Genomic DNA, 17,648 nt, shown 5'->3' on the forward strand with positions numbered 1-17,648 from the left:
CAGGTAATATTGCATCTGCTCTTTCAGCTCTTCCCGGAACCACTCCTGCAACGGCGCTATGAACGGGCGTTTGGGCCGGTCCATTAAGGAAGGCGGAATATATTTATGCACGATGGTTTTCAAAATGTATTTATTAATGCCGTCCTTTACCTTCAGCGATTGCGGCACCTGCGCCAGGAACTCAACCAGGCGGTGGTCCAGCATAGGCTCGCGGCCTTCAATACTCACGCTCATGGTTGCACGGTCTACCTTCACCAGGTTATTATCTACCAGGAAGGTTTTATAATCAATGGCCAGCAGCTTGTTCAGGGGATCGTTCACATTCACCAGCTCTCCGTTCATGTCAAAGCTGGTTTTGTACTTTTCCGGCTTTACCTGCATATAGTGGTTCACCTCTTTTTCCGTAAGGTACTGGCTAATGTATTTAAGCGCATACTGCGGCTGGCCGGCGCGCCATATGAGCTTCATTTTCTCGTAGCGGGAGGCAAAGTTGTACCGCCGGTTAAAGTAAGGTATCATTTCGGGGTTCATGATGCCCATGGTATGGCTCAGTAGCCCCTGCAGCCTTTGTGAAAAGCGGGTGTAGCGCAACGACTGGTTAAACTTATTATAGCCGGCAAACAGCTCGTCGCCGCCATCGGCGCTCAGCGCCACCTTTACCTGCCTGCTGGCCAGCTTACTTACCAGTGTAGTAGGTACGGTGGAATTATCGGCAAACGGCTCATCGTAAATTTCCGGCAGCTGGTGCAGTATCTCCAGCGCATCGCCGGGGCCTATTATCCATTCTGTATGATCGGTGCCCAGGTGGCGGGCAATTTTTTTCGCTTCTGCAGATTCATCAAACTGCCGCTCCTTATAGCCAATGGTAAAGGTTTTAATGCGGCTGCCGGAACCTGCCTGTATGATGGCGGCCACGCTGGCGCTGTCATATCCGCCGCTCAGGAACACGCCTACCGGCACATCGGCTACCATGCGGTAGTTATATGCGCTTTTCATGAGCGCTTCCGTATGCTGTATCACCTCATGCTGTGAAAGGCCGGTAAGCGGCTGGTTATAGGCGTCCAGCACATTCCAGTAAGCGCGTTCGTGCAGCTCCTGCCGGTCCAGCCGTACGGTAAGCAGGTGGCCGGGTTTCAGCTTGCGCGTTTCCTGGTAAATGGTGTAAGGGGTGGGTATGTAGCTGTATTGCAGGAACAGCGATACGCTGTTCACGTCTATCTCTTTTTTGAACTGCGGATGTTCGCACAGCGCTTTCAGCTCAGAGCCAAACAGCAGGCGCGTACCATCCCAGTAATAATACAGGGGCTTAACACCCGCGCGGTCGCGGCACAGCACCACCTCATTTTGCTGGCGGTCGTAAACCGCAAAGGCAAACATACCAATGCAGCGGTCCAGCACGCGCTCTTTCCAGGCATCATAGCCTTTCAGCAGCACTTCGGTATCGGAGCCGGACTGGAAGCTGTAGCCCAGCTTTTCCAGCTCTTTCTTTATTTCCCTGAAGTTGTATATTTCCCCGTTAAAGATAATTGAGTAGTGTTTGAAGTGCATGGGCTGGTGGCCGCCGCTGGAAAGGTCCAGGATAGAGAGGCGGCGCTGTCCCAGGCCAATGCCGGCAGCTGCGTGTTCAAAAACTTCATAGCCGGCATCATTGGGGCCGCGGTGCAGCATGGCATCTGTCATGCGCTGCAGCATGCCGGCATCCGATTTTTTGGAGAAATCAATAAATCCTGCGATACCACACATGTTTAGTTCATTAAGTGTTACGGTTATCTCTTTTTACTTCTTATTCTTTACTTTTTCCTTTTACTTCAACCCCAGGTTCCAGAAAATCCCCCGCCAAAAGGCTTTCAGGTGCGTAGCTTCGCGCCGGAGCACATATTGCAGGGTATTTTTGGGTATTGTTAAAAAGGTAAAGTACAGCATAAATACCAGGCGGGCCGGCAGCTGTACGTTGCGGCGCATGAACAGTATCCTGTTCCTGGTAATGTAGTATGTTTTTAACGGGCTGTTTTTACCCGTTGTCATAGATTCTTTGTGGTATATAAGCGATTTATACTGGTAATAAATCCTGTAACCTTTACGGCGGAACTGCTCGCACCAGTCAAACTCCTCATAGTATAAAAAATACAGTTCAGGCATAAGGCCTACTTCTTCCAGCGCCTTACGGCTTATCATCATGGCGCCGCCGTGCGCATAAGGGGTGGCGGTAATGGCGTCATACTGGCCCTGGTCTTTCTCGCGGCAGCCTACCATGCTGTTACGGCCGGTAAATACATCTACGGCATTATAGCCTGCATATTCAATGGTGCCGGGGTGAAAGAAGTAATGGAACTTGGGGCTGGCCACGCCTGCATCGGGGTATTGCTGAAATACTTCCAGCAAACCTTCTATCAGCCCTTCTGTAAACTCGGTATCGTTATTTACCAGGAACAGGTACTCCCCTTTTGCAGCCGCTATGCCCAGGTTGTTGCCACCGGCAAAGCCGCGGTTCTCCTCACTGCGTATCACTTTTACACCAGGATAGCCGGCGTTGATCACGGGCCGGGGATCTTCCTGTGAGGCATTGTCCACGATAATCACCTCCAGGCGCGGATAGGTGATCTTTTGCAGGGAAGCGAGCAGCTCGCAGGTAACCTGCGTGTTATTGTAATTAACAGTAATAACGGATACCAGCGGATAATATGTTGAACTATTTGCTGACAACATCTAACAAGGGATTATCAATACCAGTTTGCGTGTGCTTGGTGTGTATGAACCGGTTGTTAGCCCCTTTGAGGCGGAACAGCAGCGATACCATAATAAATAAGGCATGCGGCAACCCTAGCAGGGCCGACAGCAGGTACCTGCGGTAAAACATACCAGGTATAGGCAGCAGCAGGCTGATACAATTACATACCCACAGTGCTACCCACCAGGTGGCGGGCAGCAGCAGGTAGTGATGTAATAGAATATATAAAACTGTAATGACTGTAACGGAAGCAACCAGCAATGAGCGCGGCATTAAAAGGTTCTGGCAAACGGCCAGGTTAAAGTAATCCACGTTACCGCGGAATAAATACTGCCAGCCTTTTTTCCAGTAGGCGCGCAAATACACCAGCTGGCTGGATAGCCACCGGCGGCGCTGGTTTTTAAACGCCTCCGGGTGCTCTACCTTTTCGTCGAACACCAGGGCGCTTTCGAGATAATAAATGGCATAGCCTCTTGACACTAACAGCAGCTGCAGCACTTTATCAAACCCGCCGGTGGCCTCAATTTCCTGCATAATGCTTTTAATAAGGGGGTATTGAAAGGCCATGCCGCTACCAATAATGGAGGATGAAAGGCCAAGGGCATTGGCGCCTTTACGGTACAGGTGGTTGCCAATGATCTCATTGGCCGCATCCAGCACCGCAAAAGGCGTATTCATATTTTTAGCTACGCGTTGTGTTTGTATAACATGCTCGCCGCCCTGGAAGGCGCTGTTCACCTTTTGCAGGAAATCAGGGGCCAGCATGTTGTCTGCATCGCATATCACGGCCAGGTCATAGGCATCCTCCGGCAGCTGCATAAAGGCAGCGTTCAGGGATTTTGCCTTGGTGCTTTTTTCAAATGACACCGGTATAACGGTGGCGCCTGTATGACGCAGCTGGTCTATAGTTTCCGGCTGCAGCGAGTCGGCTATTACCACCACCTGGTACAGGTGCCCGGGATAATTAAGCCGGTCGTAACTTTTTACGGTAGACAGGATAATATCGTCTTCTTTATAAGCGGGTATCAGTATGGCTACACGGGCATGCGCTGCGGCCTCCGGGGCAGGCGTATTTTCCTTACGCTGCAACCGTCCTGCAATAGACAGCACCAGGTTATACAATATGCATCCGGCTAAGTAGGAAAGTAAAATAACTTCAATAACGGCAATCATTATACGTTGTCTTTTTGTACCATTGCGAAAGGCGTATTCACCATCAGCCACATATCGTACACAAATGAATGCTTGTTCGCATAGTTAATATCCAGGGTGATTCGTTCTTCTACAGACATATCTTTTTTACCGCGTTTGCTGATCTGCCACAGGCCGGTAATACCGGCAGGCGCCAGAAAACGTTCCGCCCACGCATCTGTAGTAAGGGAAGCGGCTTCATACAAAGGCAGGGGGCGGTTGCCTACCAGCGACATATCCCCTACCAGCACGTTGAACAGCTGCGGCAGCTCGTCGAGGCTGGTGTTGCGCAAAAACCTGCCGAAGCGGGTAATACGGGGATCGTTGGAAAACTTCAGGAACACGGGCCCGTTGTTGCCGGTGTTATACTGGTTCTTATCTTTCAGCTGCGCCAGCTGTTTGTCCGCATTCGGTATCATAGTCCTGAACTTATGGAAGCGGAACATACGGTAGTTTCTGCCGGCCCGGGGAGAGGAATAAAAAATGGGGCCTTTGGACTCCAGCCGTATCATCACTGCAATCACAATGAACAGGGGCAGCAACAGCAATAATAAGGAGGCAGACACTACTATGTCAAACAGGCGTTTAAGCGCATAATTCAGGTGTTTGCCGGAATTGGCCATAATAGGGGGCTGCGGCGCCTTGGCGCCGAACAGGTGCAGGCGCTTGAACTTGCTTACGAAGTTCACCTTGTCTGCTAGGCGGTTTTCCAGGCACTCCCATGTAATGATCTCATCTATGAAATTGTACTTCTTTACTAATGATTTCAGGGGCGCGGAAAGTTGGTCGGCATACAGGAAAAACGGGATGGACTTTAACACCTGGTGCGCTTCAAAATAAGCTTCCCAGTTGGCAAGGTCTGTTTCGTAAGCGCTGTTAAAGCGGTAAATAATAACTGCCGGTATTTTGCGGTACACGTTTAGCAGCTGGTCTATGGCCTGTTGCGCATCTTCGGTATGCTCGGCAACCAGGTACTTGAAATGCGGGGTTGCTTGGGGTACATCCACATAAGAGTGACCAATAAACAACGCGATCTTTTCGTCGGTTATCTGCCGATATATCGGGTTGTTGTGTTTACCAGTATTGCTACTCCTGACAAAATTGGCAGTCGTTGAAAAACTAGGTGTAATCGTCGTCTCCATATATTATACAATTATTGCTTGGTATTGGGAAAATTCCTTAGATCGATACCGTAAGCTGACCGCTCAGCGTATGCGCTACTTTTTCAAGTAACACTACGGGATCGAAAGGTTTATGCATTACCACCCGAACATTATCAAAGCGGGTGTTAATAGCAGGTTCTGTAGCAGGCACTTCTCCGGAAAGCACTATCACCGGTATATCTTTATAAAGGTAGCTGCCTGAAAGATGTTCCAGGAGCTCCCATCCGCTTATATTTGGCATGTGCAGGTCTGTGATAATAAGATCTGCGGTATTCCCTTTTGATAACCAACCCATCGCCTCTAATCCATCCTGGGAAGCTATCACCGTGTAAGATTTGCTCAGGATTGCTTCCAGCAAAAATCTTATCGGTTTGCTGTCGTCTATTATTAAAACTTTCTTTTTCATTTACTACCTTCTTATTCAATAATACTTGTTAAACCAAACACCTAAGCAACAACACATAGCTATGCCATAGGTATAAAGAAGGTTTTAAATTGGATAAGGTCAAAGAAGAACTGAAATGTACGGTAGCTTTTCAGGGGATATGATGGTCAATTAGAAAGGATTAACTACATGTAAAGTTAGCAGGTCTTTCTCAAAAAAAATACTAAAACTTCTAAGTTGTGCATATCAGGCACGCCGGTAACATTATGTTGCATACAGAGAACATTGTATCAATGTACCGAACGGATGTAAAATTATAATACTTGTTGAATTTCATAAACGGTATTTCGTAAACGGTTTATTTTGGCTGGTGAATGCGTGAAAAATCGTGGTAAACGAATTTGCAAACAAAAATTGCTCCAAAAATTTGTTATTGTGACAACAGATAATGTAATTTTAGCACTTCACAATTGCGAATCGCTCCCCATGAAAAAATGGTTGTTACCTGCCAATTTATTGCTGCTTATAGGTATTACGGCATATGTGTTTCTTGTACTGCTTACCATTTATCATAAACAGCCACCCCTGTATGATGAGCCGCTTTTTATTCCCAACGTATATCTTTTTGAACAATACGGGCTTTCCCGTGAATTTTTAGTGAATATAAATCAACAGGCGCCAGGGCCGTTGTACCAATTTATCCACTATCCGTTGCGCGGCATTACACACCTGCAAACACCCGGCATACGGCTGGTGAATACTTTCCTGCTGGGATTAATGATCCTGGTGTTAACCATTATTATTACCCGTATATATGCAGCTAACCGCAGGCAGGCTTTTATGCTGGCGCTGGGCATTATGGCGGTGCCTATGGTATGGACGGTTTCCGGTATGGCCTTAACGGAAATACCACCCATGTTCTTTGCCACCCTTTCTATAGCTTTATTATGGTTTGCATTACGGCAGCAGGAAAGCGCGCTGCCCCTCAGCCTCTTTACCGGGCTGCTTGCAGGTTTTGCGCTTGGGCTGGCTATCCTGGGGCGCTCCCCTTTTCTTGTGCTGGTGCCGGCTGCAGGCGCGCTGCTTGTCAATAACTTTCACAATGCGCGGCGTTGGACGCTGCTGGTTATTTACTGCGGTGTGGCGCTGGCTATGTGCCTGCCGGTATTTTACATCTGGAGAGGATTAACGCCGCCGCAGCAGGCCTTTACCGGCGCAGGCGGTTTAAGCGGCGAACATGGCATGCTGGGTTTTGCATATGGAGCGCTGATCACTTTTTTACTGGCGCCGGGCTGGTTCTATTTCAGTAAAAGAGTAATGCTATATATGGCGGGCGCTTACGTGGTACTGCTGCTACTGAATGTAACCGCTGTGCACTGGGAGTATGCTCCGCTGAACATAGCTATTGGAAAAGTGATGCCTGCCGCCGTAATGCAGGTATACCCATATATTATGGCGCCCGCGCTGGCAGCAGTAGCCGGTTACTTTGTAATATGCAGCGCGTTGCGGGGCTGGGAACGCCGTACAGAACCTTTTTTCCTGTTCCTGTTAGCGGCTGCTATGCTGCTGCTGGCCACCAACTTTAAGGTAACGCACCTGTTCAGCTCCCGCTATGTAGCACAGGCAGCGCCTCTTTTTGTGCTGCTGTTACTGGGGTATGATAAAATCACTTATGGAAAAATAGCAAGAACGGTAATAGGCATGGTAATAGGTCTGCTATCGCTGGAAACATATTTTCTTTTTCATTAAATACTTTAATTTTTTACTGTAAAAGCCCCAAAACATGCATTGGCTAGTTAAAATAGCCCATTCACCTAAAAAAATTAGGTAGTTTATTTTCTGCGAATTAATTTAGCGCTCGAAACCGAGTACACCCTAAAGTGCTATTTTTCATAACAGTAAAAAAAGTTGCTGTTTCCCAATTGGCACCGGTGTTGCAAATCTAATCTTTCTTTCGCCTTATCCTAACGCAAAAACCACTGCGTGGCCCGGTGTAAAACCGTAAGCTGCCCTTCTTTTAACCACCATTCCTTTGAATTTCTGGCTGCATGACTACATGCATAATGTTCATGCTTTTAACTAAACGGGTATCATATGATTTGCCGCATGGGTCCGGGTTTCGCCGGATTTTTTAAGGTGGCATAGTTGATAAAAAATAATAATTGATATGGATGTAATATATTTTGTGAAAGCACTGCTCAAAAAAAAGTGGTGGATCATTATCAGTACGGTAGTGGCCCTCGCGCTTTCCTTTGTTTTCACCATGGACCGCGCCAAGCTGTATATGTCCAATGCGCGGATGTCAACCGGCTTTACCATCAATGATGAAGTAAAGCTGCGCGACGAGAATGTTAACCTGTTTGAAGCCGATGTAAAGTTCAGTAATGTTATTGAAACCATTACCTCCCCTACTGTTATCAGCCTGCTCTCTTACCAGCTGCTGATACACGATCTCACCAATCCCAAGCCGTTCCGCTTTCTTTCCGAAAAGGAACGCAAAGCGCCGGAATACCTGCAGTTTAACCGTATTACCGGGTTACAGCTGGCCCGCCATAAGCTCGACTCTTTGCAGATGCTTACCTCCTACCAGCCGGACGAACGCAAGCTGCAGGAATATATGAAGCTGTGCAAATATGATTATGAGTCCATACGTAAACGACTGAACGTAGGTCGCCTCCAGCGTACCGACTATATAGATATTTCCTTTGGCTCAGAAAACCCCGAGCTGTCGGCCTTTGTGGTAAACACGCTGTATAATGAGTTTATCCGCTACTACCGCAGCATGCGCTCAGAACGTTCCGTTGAGAACGTAGGCACTTTTGAAGCGCTGGTGAACCAGAAAAAAACAGAGCTGGACCAGAAGATAGACGCGCTGCGCAACTATAAATCATCCGAAGGGCTGCTGAACGTGGAAGCTGCCAGTGGTAATGAGCTGGGCCTCATTAGCCAGCTGGAAAAGGGCTTGCTGGATGAGAAGGCCAATTACAACTCGTTGAACTCCTCGCTGCAAAGCGTAAACGAACAGCTGGAGCAAATGAACCACGGCCGCACGGTGTATGATAACAACAACGCCGCTATTATAACCCTGCGCAAACAGCTGAACCAGGATAATGACGCCTATATACGCGGTGGCAGCTCCGACCCCGAGCTGGCCGATAAGATAAAGGACCAGCGCGCGCAGCTGCAAAAGCTCATGTCAAGCGCATCTGTAGCTACCGGCAAAACCGTTAGCAAGGATGAGCTGCTGCAGAAAAAAGCCTCCCTGGAAGCAGACCTGAAGGCTTCGCAGCTGAATATGGGCAGCCTGCAAAATAAAATTGCTTCCCTGCGTGGTTCCGTAGGGTCCTATGCCAACAAAGAAGCTACTGTAAGCACCTTACAGAAAGAAGTAGACCTTGCCCAGGAAGAGTATAACCGGTTAAAAGAAAAGCTCAACGCGGCACTGGACAGCCGCATTGCGCCCCCGGACGATTTCAGGCAAACGCTGAAAGGCCAGCCTGCATTTAAACCGGAATCTTCCAAACGGATTATCATCATGGGCATGGCCGGTGCATCCGTGTTCCTGTTAACTACGCTGGGCGTATTGTTTATGGAGTTCTTTGACAGCTCCATGAAATCGCCTTCTGTGTTTGAAAAGCAGGTGGATCTGAAACTGATCAGCACCATTAACCACGCTGACCTTAACAGGTACAGCATTCCGGAAGTATTGCAAAAGCAGGTCCCGGACGATGACGTCAGCCACAGAAGGCAGAACACGTTCCGGGAACTGCTTCGCAAGCTCCGGTATGAGGTGGAGAGCAGCAACAAAGCCATTTTCCTGTTTACCAGCACCGAACCGCAGCAGGGCAAAACCACGCTCATACAGGCCCTGGCTTACAGCCTGAGCCTGAGCAACAAACGGGTGCTGATCATCGATACCAACTTCTGTAACAACGACCTTACCGTGGCGCTGAATGCCAAACCCACGCTGGAAACATTTTCCATGGCGCCGGAAGAGGTAAGCATTGATAAGGTACGGGAAATTGTAACCACCTATAATATTCATGGGGTAGAAGTAATTGGCTGTAAAGGCGGCGACTATACGCCTTCTGAAATATTGCCACGCAACCATTTGCTGAACTACCTGCCGGTGCTGAAGGAGTATTATGATTTTGTGCTGCTGGAAGGCGCGCCGCTGAACGATTATACAGACAGTAAAGAACTGGTTAATTACGTAGAAGGAGTTATTGCCATATTCTCCTCACGCATATCCCTCAAACAGAACGACAAGGAATCCATACAATTCCTGCAGAACATGAATGGCAAACTATTGGGGGCTGTGCTCAATAATGTAAATGATGACTTTTTGGAGTTATAGCAGCCAGAAAACAAGCACATTATGGGAAGCTTAGGCCCGAAACTAAAATTTATTTTTTCATTCCGGCCGGCAGTATCAAGGCGATACGCCTGGGTAGACTATGCCAAAGGAATAGCAATCATATTTGTAGTGTACCGGCATGTATTATATGGTTTATTGTACAGCGGCGTAACGGTAGATCCTGTTATGATGGACGCTAACGAAATCCTTTACGGGTTCCGTATGCCGTTATTCTTTTTCCTGTCGGGCCTGTTCTTTTCCTCCAGCCTGCAAAAGCGGGGGCCGGCCGACTTCCTGGTAACCAAGATCAATACTTTGCTGTACCCTTACGTGTTGTGGTGCTTCATCCAGTTAACCCTCCAAATTGTTTTTTCAAACTATACCAACTTTAAACGGGGCGTAGGTAACTATATCGACATTCTTATTCATCCGCGCGGCATGCTGCAGCAATGGTACCTGTTTGCGCTTTTTAATGTAACGGCGCTGTATCTGTTTAACCACGTGGTGCTACGGCTGAAAGCCCCGCTGCAGGTGTTACTGGGGCTGGTAATGCTGGGGCTTATTCCCCTTGCAGGCACCATCAGCACTATATCGGATGTAATGATGTTTTACATTTTCTTTTGCCTGGGCCACCTGGCCGCGCCCTACTTTTTTGAGGAAAGGGTGCAGCAGCAGCTGGCCTCCGGCTATAAGGTGGTAATACTGCTGCCCGTTTTTGCAGTGGCGCAGTACTACACAATGGAGCATCCCGAAGCCAATATGTACGTGTTTTCCAGCCTGGCCATGTTCGGCGCCCTGCTGGTGATCATGATCTCATTTTTACTGGCCAGGTACAAACGGATGACCTTTTTACAAACATTAGGTCATTACTCATTATACATTTACCTGCTGCACCTGGGCATTATATTCCTGATGCGCATGGCCCTGCTGCACCTTGGCCTGCAGGTAGGCATGCCGGTAATGACGCTGATATTGATGATTGCAGGCATCCTGTTTTCCATTATACTCTACAGGACCTGCCTGCTGCTGCACCTGGAGTTCCTGTTCATAGGGCCTTTTAAAACCCGCACTGCAACCATGCCCATAGGCAAAGCAGCGGCGGACAAAGCAAACGGACAATGAGAAAAACGGAAAAGAAAATTATCAACGAACAGCTGCACCGCGCATTGATCATCCTGTTTATAGGAATGGTCATTATTATGCTGCTGATCAAAACTACCTTCCTGTAAAGGAGTATAACGGCAAGTACAAATGCAACTGACAAGGAAAAATATTATTCAATGGTTTATTGTGCTGCTATGGGCATTAATGGTGCCCTTGCTTGCCTACGTAGCCTCTACCGGCATAAAGGCCGGCGTAGGCCTGAGCGTGGCCATTGTAGGCGGTGCTATTTGCCTGGTGTGCATGAGCAACTATAAGCTTGGATTTTACATATATATCACCATCACCTTTATACTGCCTATGCTGGAGCGTATGTCCGGCTCGGAGCAAAGCGTGGGAGTGGCCATGGATGTGCTGCTGCTCTCTACCCTGTTAGGCTGTATTGTTAAACGGGGCGATGAAACGATCAAAAAAGTAAAGTTCTTTAAAGATCCGTTGCTGGTATGCTTATTCCTGTACCTGGCAGTACTTGTAATGGAGCTGTTTAATCCCGAAGCGCATTCCCTGCTCGGATGGTACGTGTTTATGCGCGTAGCCATGCGTTGCTACATTTTGCTGTATGTGGGGCTGAATGTTTTTAACAGCCTGGAAGATGTGCGCCGCTTTATGAAATACTGGCTTATACTGGGTACCGCTGCCGCCTTTTACTGCTGCATACAACAATGGCATGGCCTGCTGCCTTATGAGCAGGCATTCATTAATAAATACCAGGACAAGTTTGGCACTACCATGATCGCCACCGGCATACGCCTGTTTTCCTTTATGTCGGATGCAGCGGTATTCGGGATCATCATGGCCTGTAACATTATCATTATGCTGATATTGTTAACCGCCAACAGGAAGGTCATATCCATTCCCAAAAAAGTGGTCATTGTTATAGCCGTTATACTGCATGTATTGGCGCTGGGCTATTCCGGCACCCGTACCGGTTATGTAATGCTGCCGCTGGGACTGATGATATTTTTTATGGCTAACCTGCAAAAGCGCAATACCATACTGGTAGCCATGACCTTTGGATTTTTTGCCCTGGCCATCCTGTACGGGCCTTTTTACGGCAACCCTACCATTGTACGGGTACGTACCGCCTTTATCGGCAAGCAGGATGAATCGGTGAACGTACGCGACCGCAACCGGCACCGCATACAGCCATACATACACACGCACCCGTTCGGGGGCGGCGTAAATACCACCGGCGGTAACGGGGTTACCTACCACCCCGGGCATGCGCTGGCCGACTTTCAGACAGACAACGGGTTCCTGCGCGCGGTGCTGGAAACAGGCTGGCTGGGTATGCTGCTGGTGGCAGGACACTTTTTTTTCCTGATACAAACAGCGGTCAGCAATTTTTTCAGGGTAACGGGGGAGCTGGATAAGCTGCTGATGATAGGCATTGCCGCAGCCAGTTTTGCCGCCGCTGTTTCGGAGTACGCGCAGGACACGGCCACCCTGGTGGAAACATCCATTATGTTGTACACCTTTATGGCAATCGTAATTAAAATCAAATACCTGGAACGGGGATAAATATTTGCTGATGGTATGCGCTGCGCCGCCTTTCCGCATTAACAGGGCAATAGCCGGCAGCTACCATTACGCAGCTAAAAAAACAAAATATAGACTGATGAAACGAGCCTACATTACTTTTATGGCACTATGCATAAGCCTGGGGGCTTTTGCACAGCTGCAACAACCGGACACCTCTGTTTTACTGAAACTGCCGCAAGACCCGGCTGTAGTAGCCAGGTTTAAACAAAAACTGGTAGAGCTGGCGCTGCAAAACCCGGACGTACGGCAGTATGATGCACAAAAAGAAATCACCAAATACGACACACGCATTGCCAAGGCAGCCTGGCTGAACCACCTTACCGCGGCCGGCAACCTGAACGAGTTTACCATTAAGGGCAACCACAATGGCAACAACCCGCAGGCCAGCTTTTACCCCCGCTACAACTTCGGGGTGCTGATACCGCTTGGCCACTTCATCTCCATACCTAATGAAGTGAAACGCGCCAAAGCCCAGGGCAGGATGGTGCAGAAACAGCAGGAATCAGCCGCATTGGTCATTAAACAAAAAGTGCTGGACGCCTATGAGGAGTATGCAGCCAACAAGCAGCTGGTAGAGCTGCACACGCCCATACTGGAAGATGCGCTGGTGCATTATAACCAGGTAGAAGAAAAGTTCCGCGCAGGCGACAGCGGCGTACCGCTGGACGAATATAAAGCGGCTTATCACGAATACAACGCAGAAATGGTACAGAAGGTATTGCTGGAAAAGAACCTGCGCCAGTCCAAACTGGCGCTGGAAGGCATTGTAGGCATGACCCTCGAAGAGGTGATGCACCTGCTGTAACATTTTGTTGATTGTAAAAGATGATATAATGACGTTAAAAAATATGATGCTGCTGGCAAGTTTCTGGTTATTTGGAAACGCCAGTGCGCAGCAGGCTGCCAACTATGCGCCCCTGCATGCGACAGAAGTAAGAATTAGCCCATGGCAAACCAGGCAGGCATTGATTTATGTTCCGGAGAACGCGGTACCTGGTAAAAAATATCCCCTGCTGGTTTGCTTTCACGGCAGAAGTATTGCAGGGAAAGACCTGGGAAAAATTTTCAGGGAAGGCGTAACACGGCAGATGCGTGAAGGCAGGAAAATTGAGGCTGTGAACCCGAAGGATAAAAAGCGATATGAATTTATTGTGCTGGCTCCATTGGCGCTAAGCTGGACGTTTACACCGCAGGATGTAGACCCCATGCTGGACGATGTGATAAAGCGCTTCCCGGTAGATACCACCCGTATTTACCTTACCGGTTACAGCGCCGGAGGTTGGGCAACAGAATCCGCCAAAACGCACAGCAAGCACCTGGCCAGCCGCATAGCAGCCTGTGTTACCATGTCGCCGCCAATTATAGACAGTCCGTACTTAAAGCGGTACAAGCTCACGACAGACGCCAACATACATACCTGGTATTTTGCCGGTTTGGAAGATGGGTATGTGCTTAAGAACATACACATTTATGCAGACAGTACTAATAAATACAAACCAGGGCTTGTTCGCATGACGGTGTACCCTGGCGGCCACTGCTGCTGGCACGAGTTCTATAATCCCCGGTACCGCGAGAACGGGATGAATGTTTATGAGTGGCTGCTGCAATACAGGAAGTGATTAAAAATTAAGAATTAATAATTAAGAATTAATAATTAGGAAGTGTACATATAAGGCATTGCTTACTTACAGCACCCTTCATTATTAATTATTCATTATTCATTACTCATTGTTAATTATTCATTATTAATTGAATAGAAGAAACGCACTTAAAGGACTTTTACTATTGAGCGGTAGCGGGGCAGTAATTATGAGCGGCTTTAACGGTTACCGCTGGTTTACCCGGCCCAGCCTGCGACGGCTGCCTGAATACAAACCGCTGATAGCGGAACTGGCAGAAACCATTATACCGCGCACGGAAACACCGGGCGCCAAAGACGCAGGTGTGGAGGACTTTATCATTACCATGATACAGGACTGCACACCTTACCGGGTACAGGGCCGGTTTATGGAAGGACTGGAAGATGTGGAAGCATATACCCGGTCGCAGTACGGCCTTACATTTTCGGAGTGCAGCAAAGAGCAGCGCCATAATGTGCTAACGTACTTTGAAAAAAGAGACCGCCCCTTTCCCGGGATTGCAGGTAAAGCAGTGCGCAAATTATTCGGCGACAACTTTTTTATGACGCTGAAAAAATATACGGTACAGGGCTACTGTACCTCCCTGGAAGGCGCAACCAAAGGACTGGCGTATGATTATGTGCCCGGCCGCTACCAGGGCTGCGTTACCCTGGCTCCCGGGCAGAAATGCTGGGCTACTTAAATTAATTAATAATGAAGAATTAATAATGAAGCAGCGTGCGTATAAGGCGGTGTGTGATTGCAGGTGAATATTAACAATGAATAATGAAGAATTAATAAAGAAGTGATGTGTGTATAGCGCTATGTGTATTGAAAACAATGCGGGCAATTAATTATTAATTACTAATTAACCGCTAACCTTAGTTTTATGACAATTATTTACGGCATATTCCTGTTCAGCTTATTCATCGTGTTCTATAATTATATAGGGTACGGGATATTGCTATGGGTGCTGGTGCGTATTAAACGGATGCTGGTACGCACAACGCCTGCCCCTGCCCTACCCTATGAGCCTCCTGTAACGCTGGTAGTGGCCGCCTATAACGAAGAAGACATGATAGCCGCCAAAATTGAGAATACGCTGGCGCTGGACTACCCCGCTCATAAGCTGCAGCTGCTGTTTATTACAGACGGCTCTACAGATGCTACGCCGGACATCATCCGCCGTTATCCCCGCATACAATTGCTGCACAGCCCCCGGCGCGGCGGCAAAACCGCTGCCCTTAACCGGGCCATGGAATATGTGCAAACCCCTTACGTTATTTTTTGCGACGCCAATACCATGCTCAATGGCGCGGCGGTACGCAACATTGTAAAACATTATGCAGATGAAACTGTAGGCGGCGTGGCCGGCGAAAAAAAGGTGACGGGCAACGACAGCTCCGGCGCTGCCGCCACAGAAGGCATTTACTGGAAATATGAATCGTACCTGAAAAAGCTGGATGCGGCGCTGTACTCCGTGGTAGGCGCCGCCGGCGAGCTGTTCTCCATACGCGCAGCCCTGTTTGAGCCGGTTGAGGAAGACGTGATCCTGGACGATTTTATCATATCCCTGCGCATTAACCTGAAGGGCTATCGCATTGCCTATGCGCCGGATGCCTATGCCATGGAAACGCCATCCGACAATATAACGGAAGAGCATAAACGTAAAATACGTATCTGCGCCGGCGGCTTCCAGTCTATTGTAAAGCTGCGGGCATTGCTGAATATTTTCCGTTACCCGGTGGTATCGTTCCAGTACATATCGCACCGGGTGCTGCGGTGGACACTAAGCCCCCTTTGCCTGCTGCTGCTGCTGGCCACCAACATACTGCTGGCCGTATTTAGCGGCGCATGGCCGTTTTATGCATTCCTGCTGGTACAGCTCATAGGCTATGCCGCTGCATTTACCGGTTACCGCCTGGCGGAACGTAACATTAAGATCAATATTTTTTATATCCCTTTTTATTTTCTGTTCATGAACATAGCGGTGTATCAGGGATTTTACCGCTACCTAACCAACACCCAGTCTGCCGCCTGGGAAAAAGCGAAACGTAAAAATAACGGGTATGGAAAAACAATTACCATTAACAACTGACGCTGCCCTGGCGCCTGCGCACGCTGTTGTTGTTACAGCGCCGGTTCAACCAGGTAAGCCCCCCAAAAAGTTTATTGGCTACATCCACAATTTCCGTGGCATAGCCATCATATATGTAGTAGGCGCGCACATACTGCTCAACTGGCGGGATGGTTCTGTAACACATAAGGTGGTGGACATTATTATGCAAAACTCCACCATCCTGTTCCTGTTCATTGCAGGCTATCTGTTCCAGCACCTCTCTGCCCGCTTTGAGTATAAGGATTACCTGGTAAAAAAATTCCAGAACGTAATATGCCCCTACCTGCTGCTCTCCATCCCGGTAATGGCCTACCGCCTCATTACGCAGGACATTAACGGCTTTACGCTGCAGGACCACCCTGACTTTGCCTCCTGGAGCCTCTGGCGCCAGGGCACCTATTACCTGCTGCACGGCGCGCACCTGCAGCAGCTGTGGTTTATTCCCATGATCGCATTATATTATTTAATAGCGCCTTTATTATTATACGTTGACCGTCACCCCAAGTTATATTATGGTGTGCTGCCGGGCCTTATTATCGTATCGCTGGTAGTGCAGCGCAGCGTTTTAAGCGACACCCTGCCAATGGCCGTACACTTTTTATCCGTGTATGTATTTGGCATGTTCCTGAGCCGGTATAAAGAGGAGTTCCTGGTGTTTGCCCGCAAATACTGGTGGCTGGTAACGGCGCTGCCTATAGGCTTTTTGGTGCTGAACTATTTTATTAGCCCCCGTTTTTATGATAACGTGGATTATACACATAAAATGCTGTTTTGTCCTTTTTACCTGTACTGGCTATGGCGGCTGGAAAAATACGTGCCTAAATTTGTAGATACGCTGGCAGTGCTCAGCTTTGGTATTTACTTTGTGCACTACTTTTTTGTACTGATACTAAGAGGCGGTTACCAGGCGCTGTTTCATGCAGCCATGCCGGGCAACTTATTGGTATGGACCGCCTGCCTTACAGCAGTAATGGCCTGTTCCATTTGGAGCTTACAGTTAGCTAAAAAGGTACTGGGAAAGAAAAGTAAGTTCCTGGTAGGTTGTTAAGCCAAACGTTTAGGGTGAATTATTGGATTTTCACCGGGAATTTTATGTTATTTACCAACTTTTAACAAAAGAGAACGGATTTATTCTCTAAATTGCAGGGAATTAGTCGTGTGTTAGGCAATTCCAATCTTTTCTGACCATCTCCTCGGGGAACCTCCCTTTATCTTTTAATTTTAACCATTCATATCCAATGAAAGAGCCTGGTAACAATAAAATTATTACCGGATACTCAATCATCATATATGATCAAATTTTACCTCCGTTTAGTGCTGTTGCTGCTTATAAGCACACAGCCTGCATGGTCACAAGGCGTACTGGATCCGAACGATCCGGTC

The 17,648-nt window shown here is 48.2% G+C and carries 14 protein-coding genes; 9 read left to right on the plus strand and 5 right to left on the minus strand.

Going from position 1 to position 17,648, the window contains the following annotated elements; translation table 11 throughout:
* The 5 genes from asnB to VFS25_RS22675 all read right to left on the minus strand — a co-directional run.
* A partial coding sequence (asnB, locus tag VFS25_RS22655) for an asparagine synthase (glutamine-hydrolyzing) (protein ID WP_326464462.1) occupies window positions 1-1,743 on the minus strand: 1,743 nt, incomplete at its 3' end.
* Window positions 1,744-1,803: 60 nt separating this feature from the next.
* Entirely contained in the window at window positions 1,804-2,706 is a 903-nt protein-coding gene (locus VFS25_RS22660; protein WP_326464463.1) for a glycosyltransferase family 2 protein, read from the minus strand.
* Complete coding sequence (locus tag VFS25_RS22665) at window positions 2,690-3,901, minus strand: glycosyltransferase family 2 protein (protein WP_326464464.1); 1,212 nt, start codon at window positions 3,899-3,901, stop codon at window positions 2,690-2,692. Before VFS25_RS22665 ends, VFS25_RS22660 begins: the two co-directional genes overlap by 17 nt.
* Entirely contained in the window at window positions 3,901-4,926 is a 1,026-nt protein-coding gene (locus VFS25_RS22670; RefSeq protein WP_326464465.1) for a sugar transferase, read from the minus strand. The genes VFS25_RS22665 and VFS25_RS22670 overlap by 1 nt, the downstream gene beginning before the upstream one ends.
* 172 nt (window positions 4,927-5,098) lie before the next feature.
* Window positions 5,099-5,488: a response regulator gene (locus tag VFS25_RS22675; protein WP_326464466.1), complete on the minus strand. Its 390-nt coding sequence runs from the start codon at window positions 5,486-5,488 to the stop codon at window positions 5,099-5,101.
* A 465-nt stretch (window positions 5,489-5,953) separates the two neighbouring features.
* Between VFS25_RS22675 and VFS25_RS22680 the strand changes: the two genes are divergently transcribed.
* The 9 genes from VFS25_RS22680 to VFS25_RS22720 all read left to right on the plus strand — a co-directional run bounded on the left by VFS25_RS22680 (window position 5,954) and on the right by VFS25_RS22720 (window position 17,313).
* Window positions 5,954-7,216 carry a phospholipid carrier-dependent glycosyltransferase gene (locus tag VFS25_RS22680; protein ID WP_326464467.1) on the plus strand — a complete coding sequence of 421 codons (1,263 nt, stop codon included), beginning with the start codon at window positions 5,954-5,956 and terminating at the stop codon, window positions 7,214-7,216.
* Window positions 7,217-7,634: 418 nt separating this feature from the next.
* Window positions 7,635-9,824 carry a hypothetical protein gene (locus VFS25_RS22685; RefSeq protein ID WP_326464468.1) on the plus strand — a complete coding sequence of 730 codons (2,190 nt, stop codon included), beginning with the start codon at window positions 7,635-7,637 and terminating at the stop codon, window positions 9,822-9,824.
* A 21-nt stretch (window positions 9,825-9,845) separates the two neighbouring features.
* Window positions 9,846-10,946, plus strand: a complete 1,101-nt coding sequence (locus VFS25_RS22690; RefSeq protein ID WP_326464469.1) for an acyltransferase — start codon at window positions 9,846-9,848, stop codon at window positions 10,944-10,946.
* Window positions 10,947-11,075: 129 nt separating this feature from the next.
* A complete protein-coding gene (locus VFS25_RS22695) occupies window positions 11,076-12,506 on the plus strand; it encodes an O-antigen ligase family protein (protein ID WP_326464470.1) in 1,431 nt (476 codons plus the stop codon).
* Window positions 12,507-12,627: 121 nt separating this feature from the next.
* Window positions 12,628-13,332 carry a TolC family protein gene (locus tag VFS25_RS22700; protein ID WP_326464471.1) on the plus strand — a complete coding sequence of 235 codons (705 nt, stop codon included), beginning with the start codon at window positions 12,628-12,630 and terminating at the stop codon, window positions 13,330-13,332.
* Between the two features lie 28 nt (window positions 13,333-13,360).
* On the plus strand, window positions 13,361-14,146 hold the full coding sequence (locus tag VFS25_RS22705; RefSeq protein ID WP_326464472.1) for a hypothetical protein: 786 nt from the start codon (window positions 13,361-13,363) through the stop codon (window positions 14,144-14,146).
* Window positions 14,147-14,276: 130 nt separating this feature from the next.
* Window positions 14,277-14,849: a gluconate 2-dehydrogenase subunit 3 family protein gene (locus VFS25_RS22710; RefSeq protein ID WP_326464473.1), complete on the plus strand. Its 573-nt coding sequence runs from the start codon at window positions 14,277-14,279 to the stop codon at window positions 14,847-14,849.
* A 186-nt stretch (window positions 14,850-15,035) separates the two neighbouring features.
* Window positions 15,036-16,244 carry a glycosyltransferase family 2 protein gene (locus VFS25_RS22715; protein ID WP_326464474.1) on the plus strand — a complete coding sequence of 403 codons (1,209 nt, stop codon included), beginning with the start codon at window positions 15,036-15,038 and terminating at the stop codon, window positions 16,242-16,244.
* Window positions 16,216-17,313 (plus strand): acyltransferase, encoded by a 1,098-nt coding sequence (locus tag VFS25_RS22720; RefSeq protein WP_326464475.1) that lies wholly within the window; start codon window positions 16,216-16,218, stop codon window positions 17,311-17,313. The genes VFS25_RS22715 and VFS25_RS22720 overlap by 29 nt, the downstream gene beginning before the upstream one ends.
* Window positions 17,314-17,648 lie beyond the last annotated feature (335 nt).

The sequence above is a fragment of the Chitinophaga sp. genome, from assembly GCF_035761305.1.
Lineage (GTDB): Bacteria > Bacteroidota > Bacteroidia > Chitinophagales > Chitinophagaceae > Chitinophaga.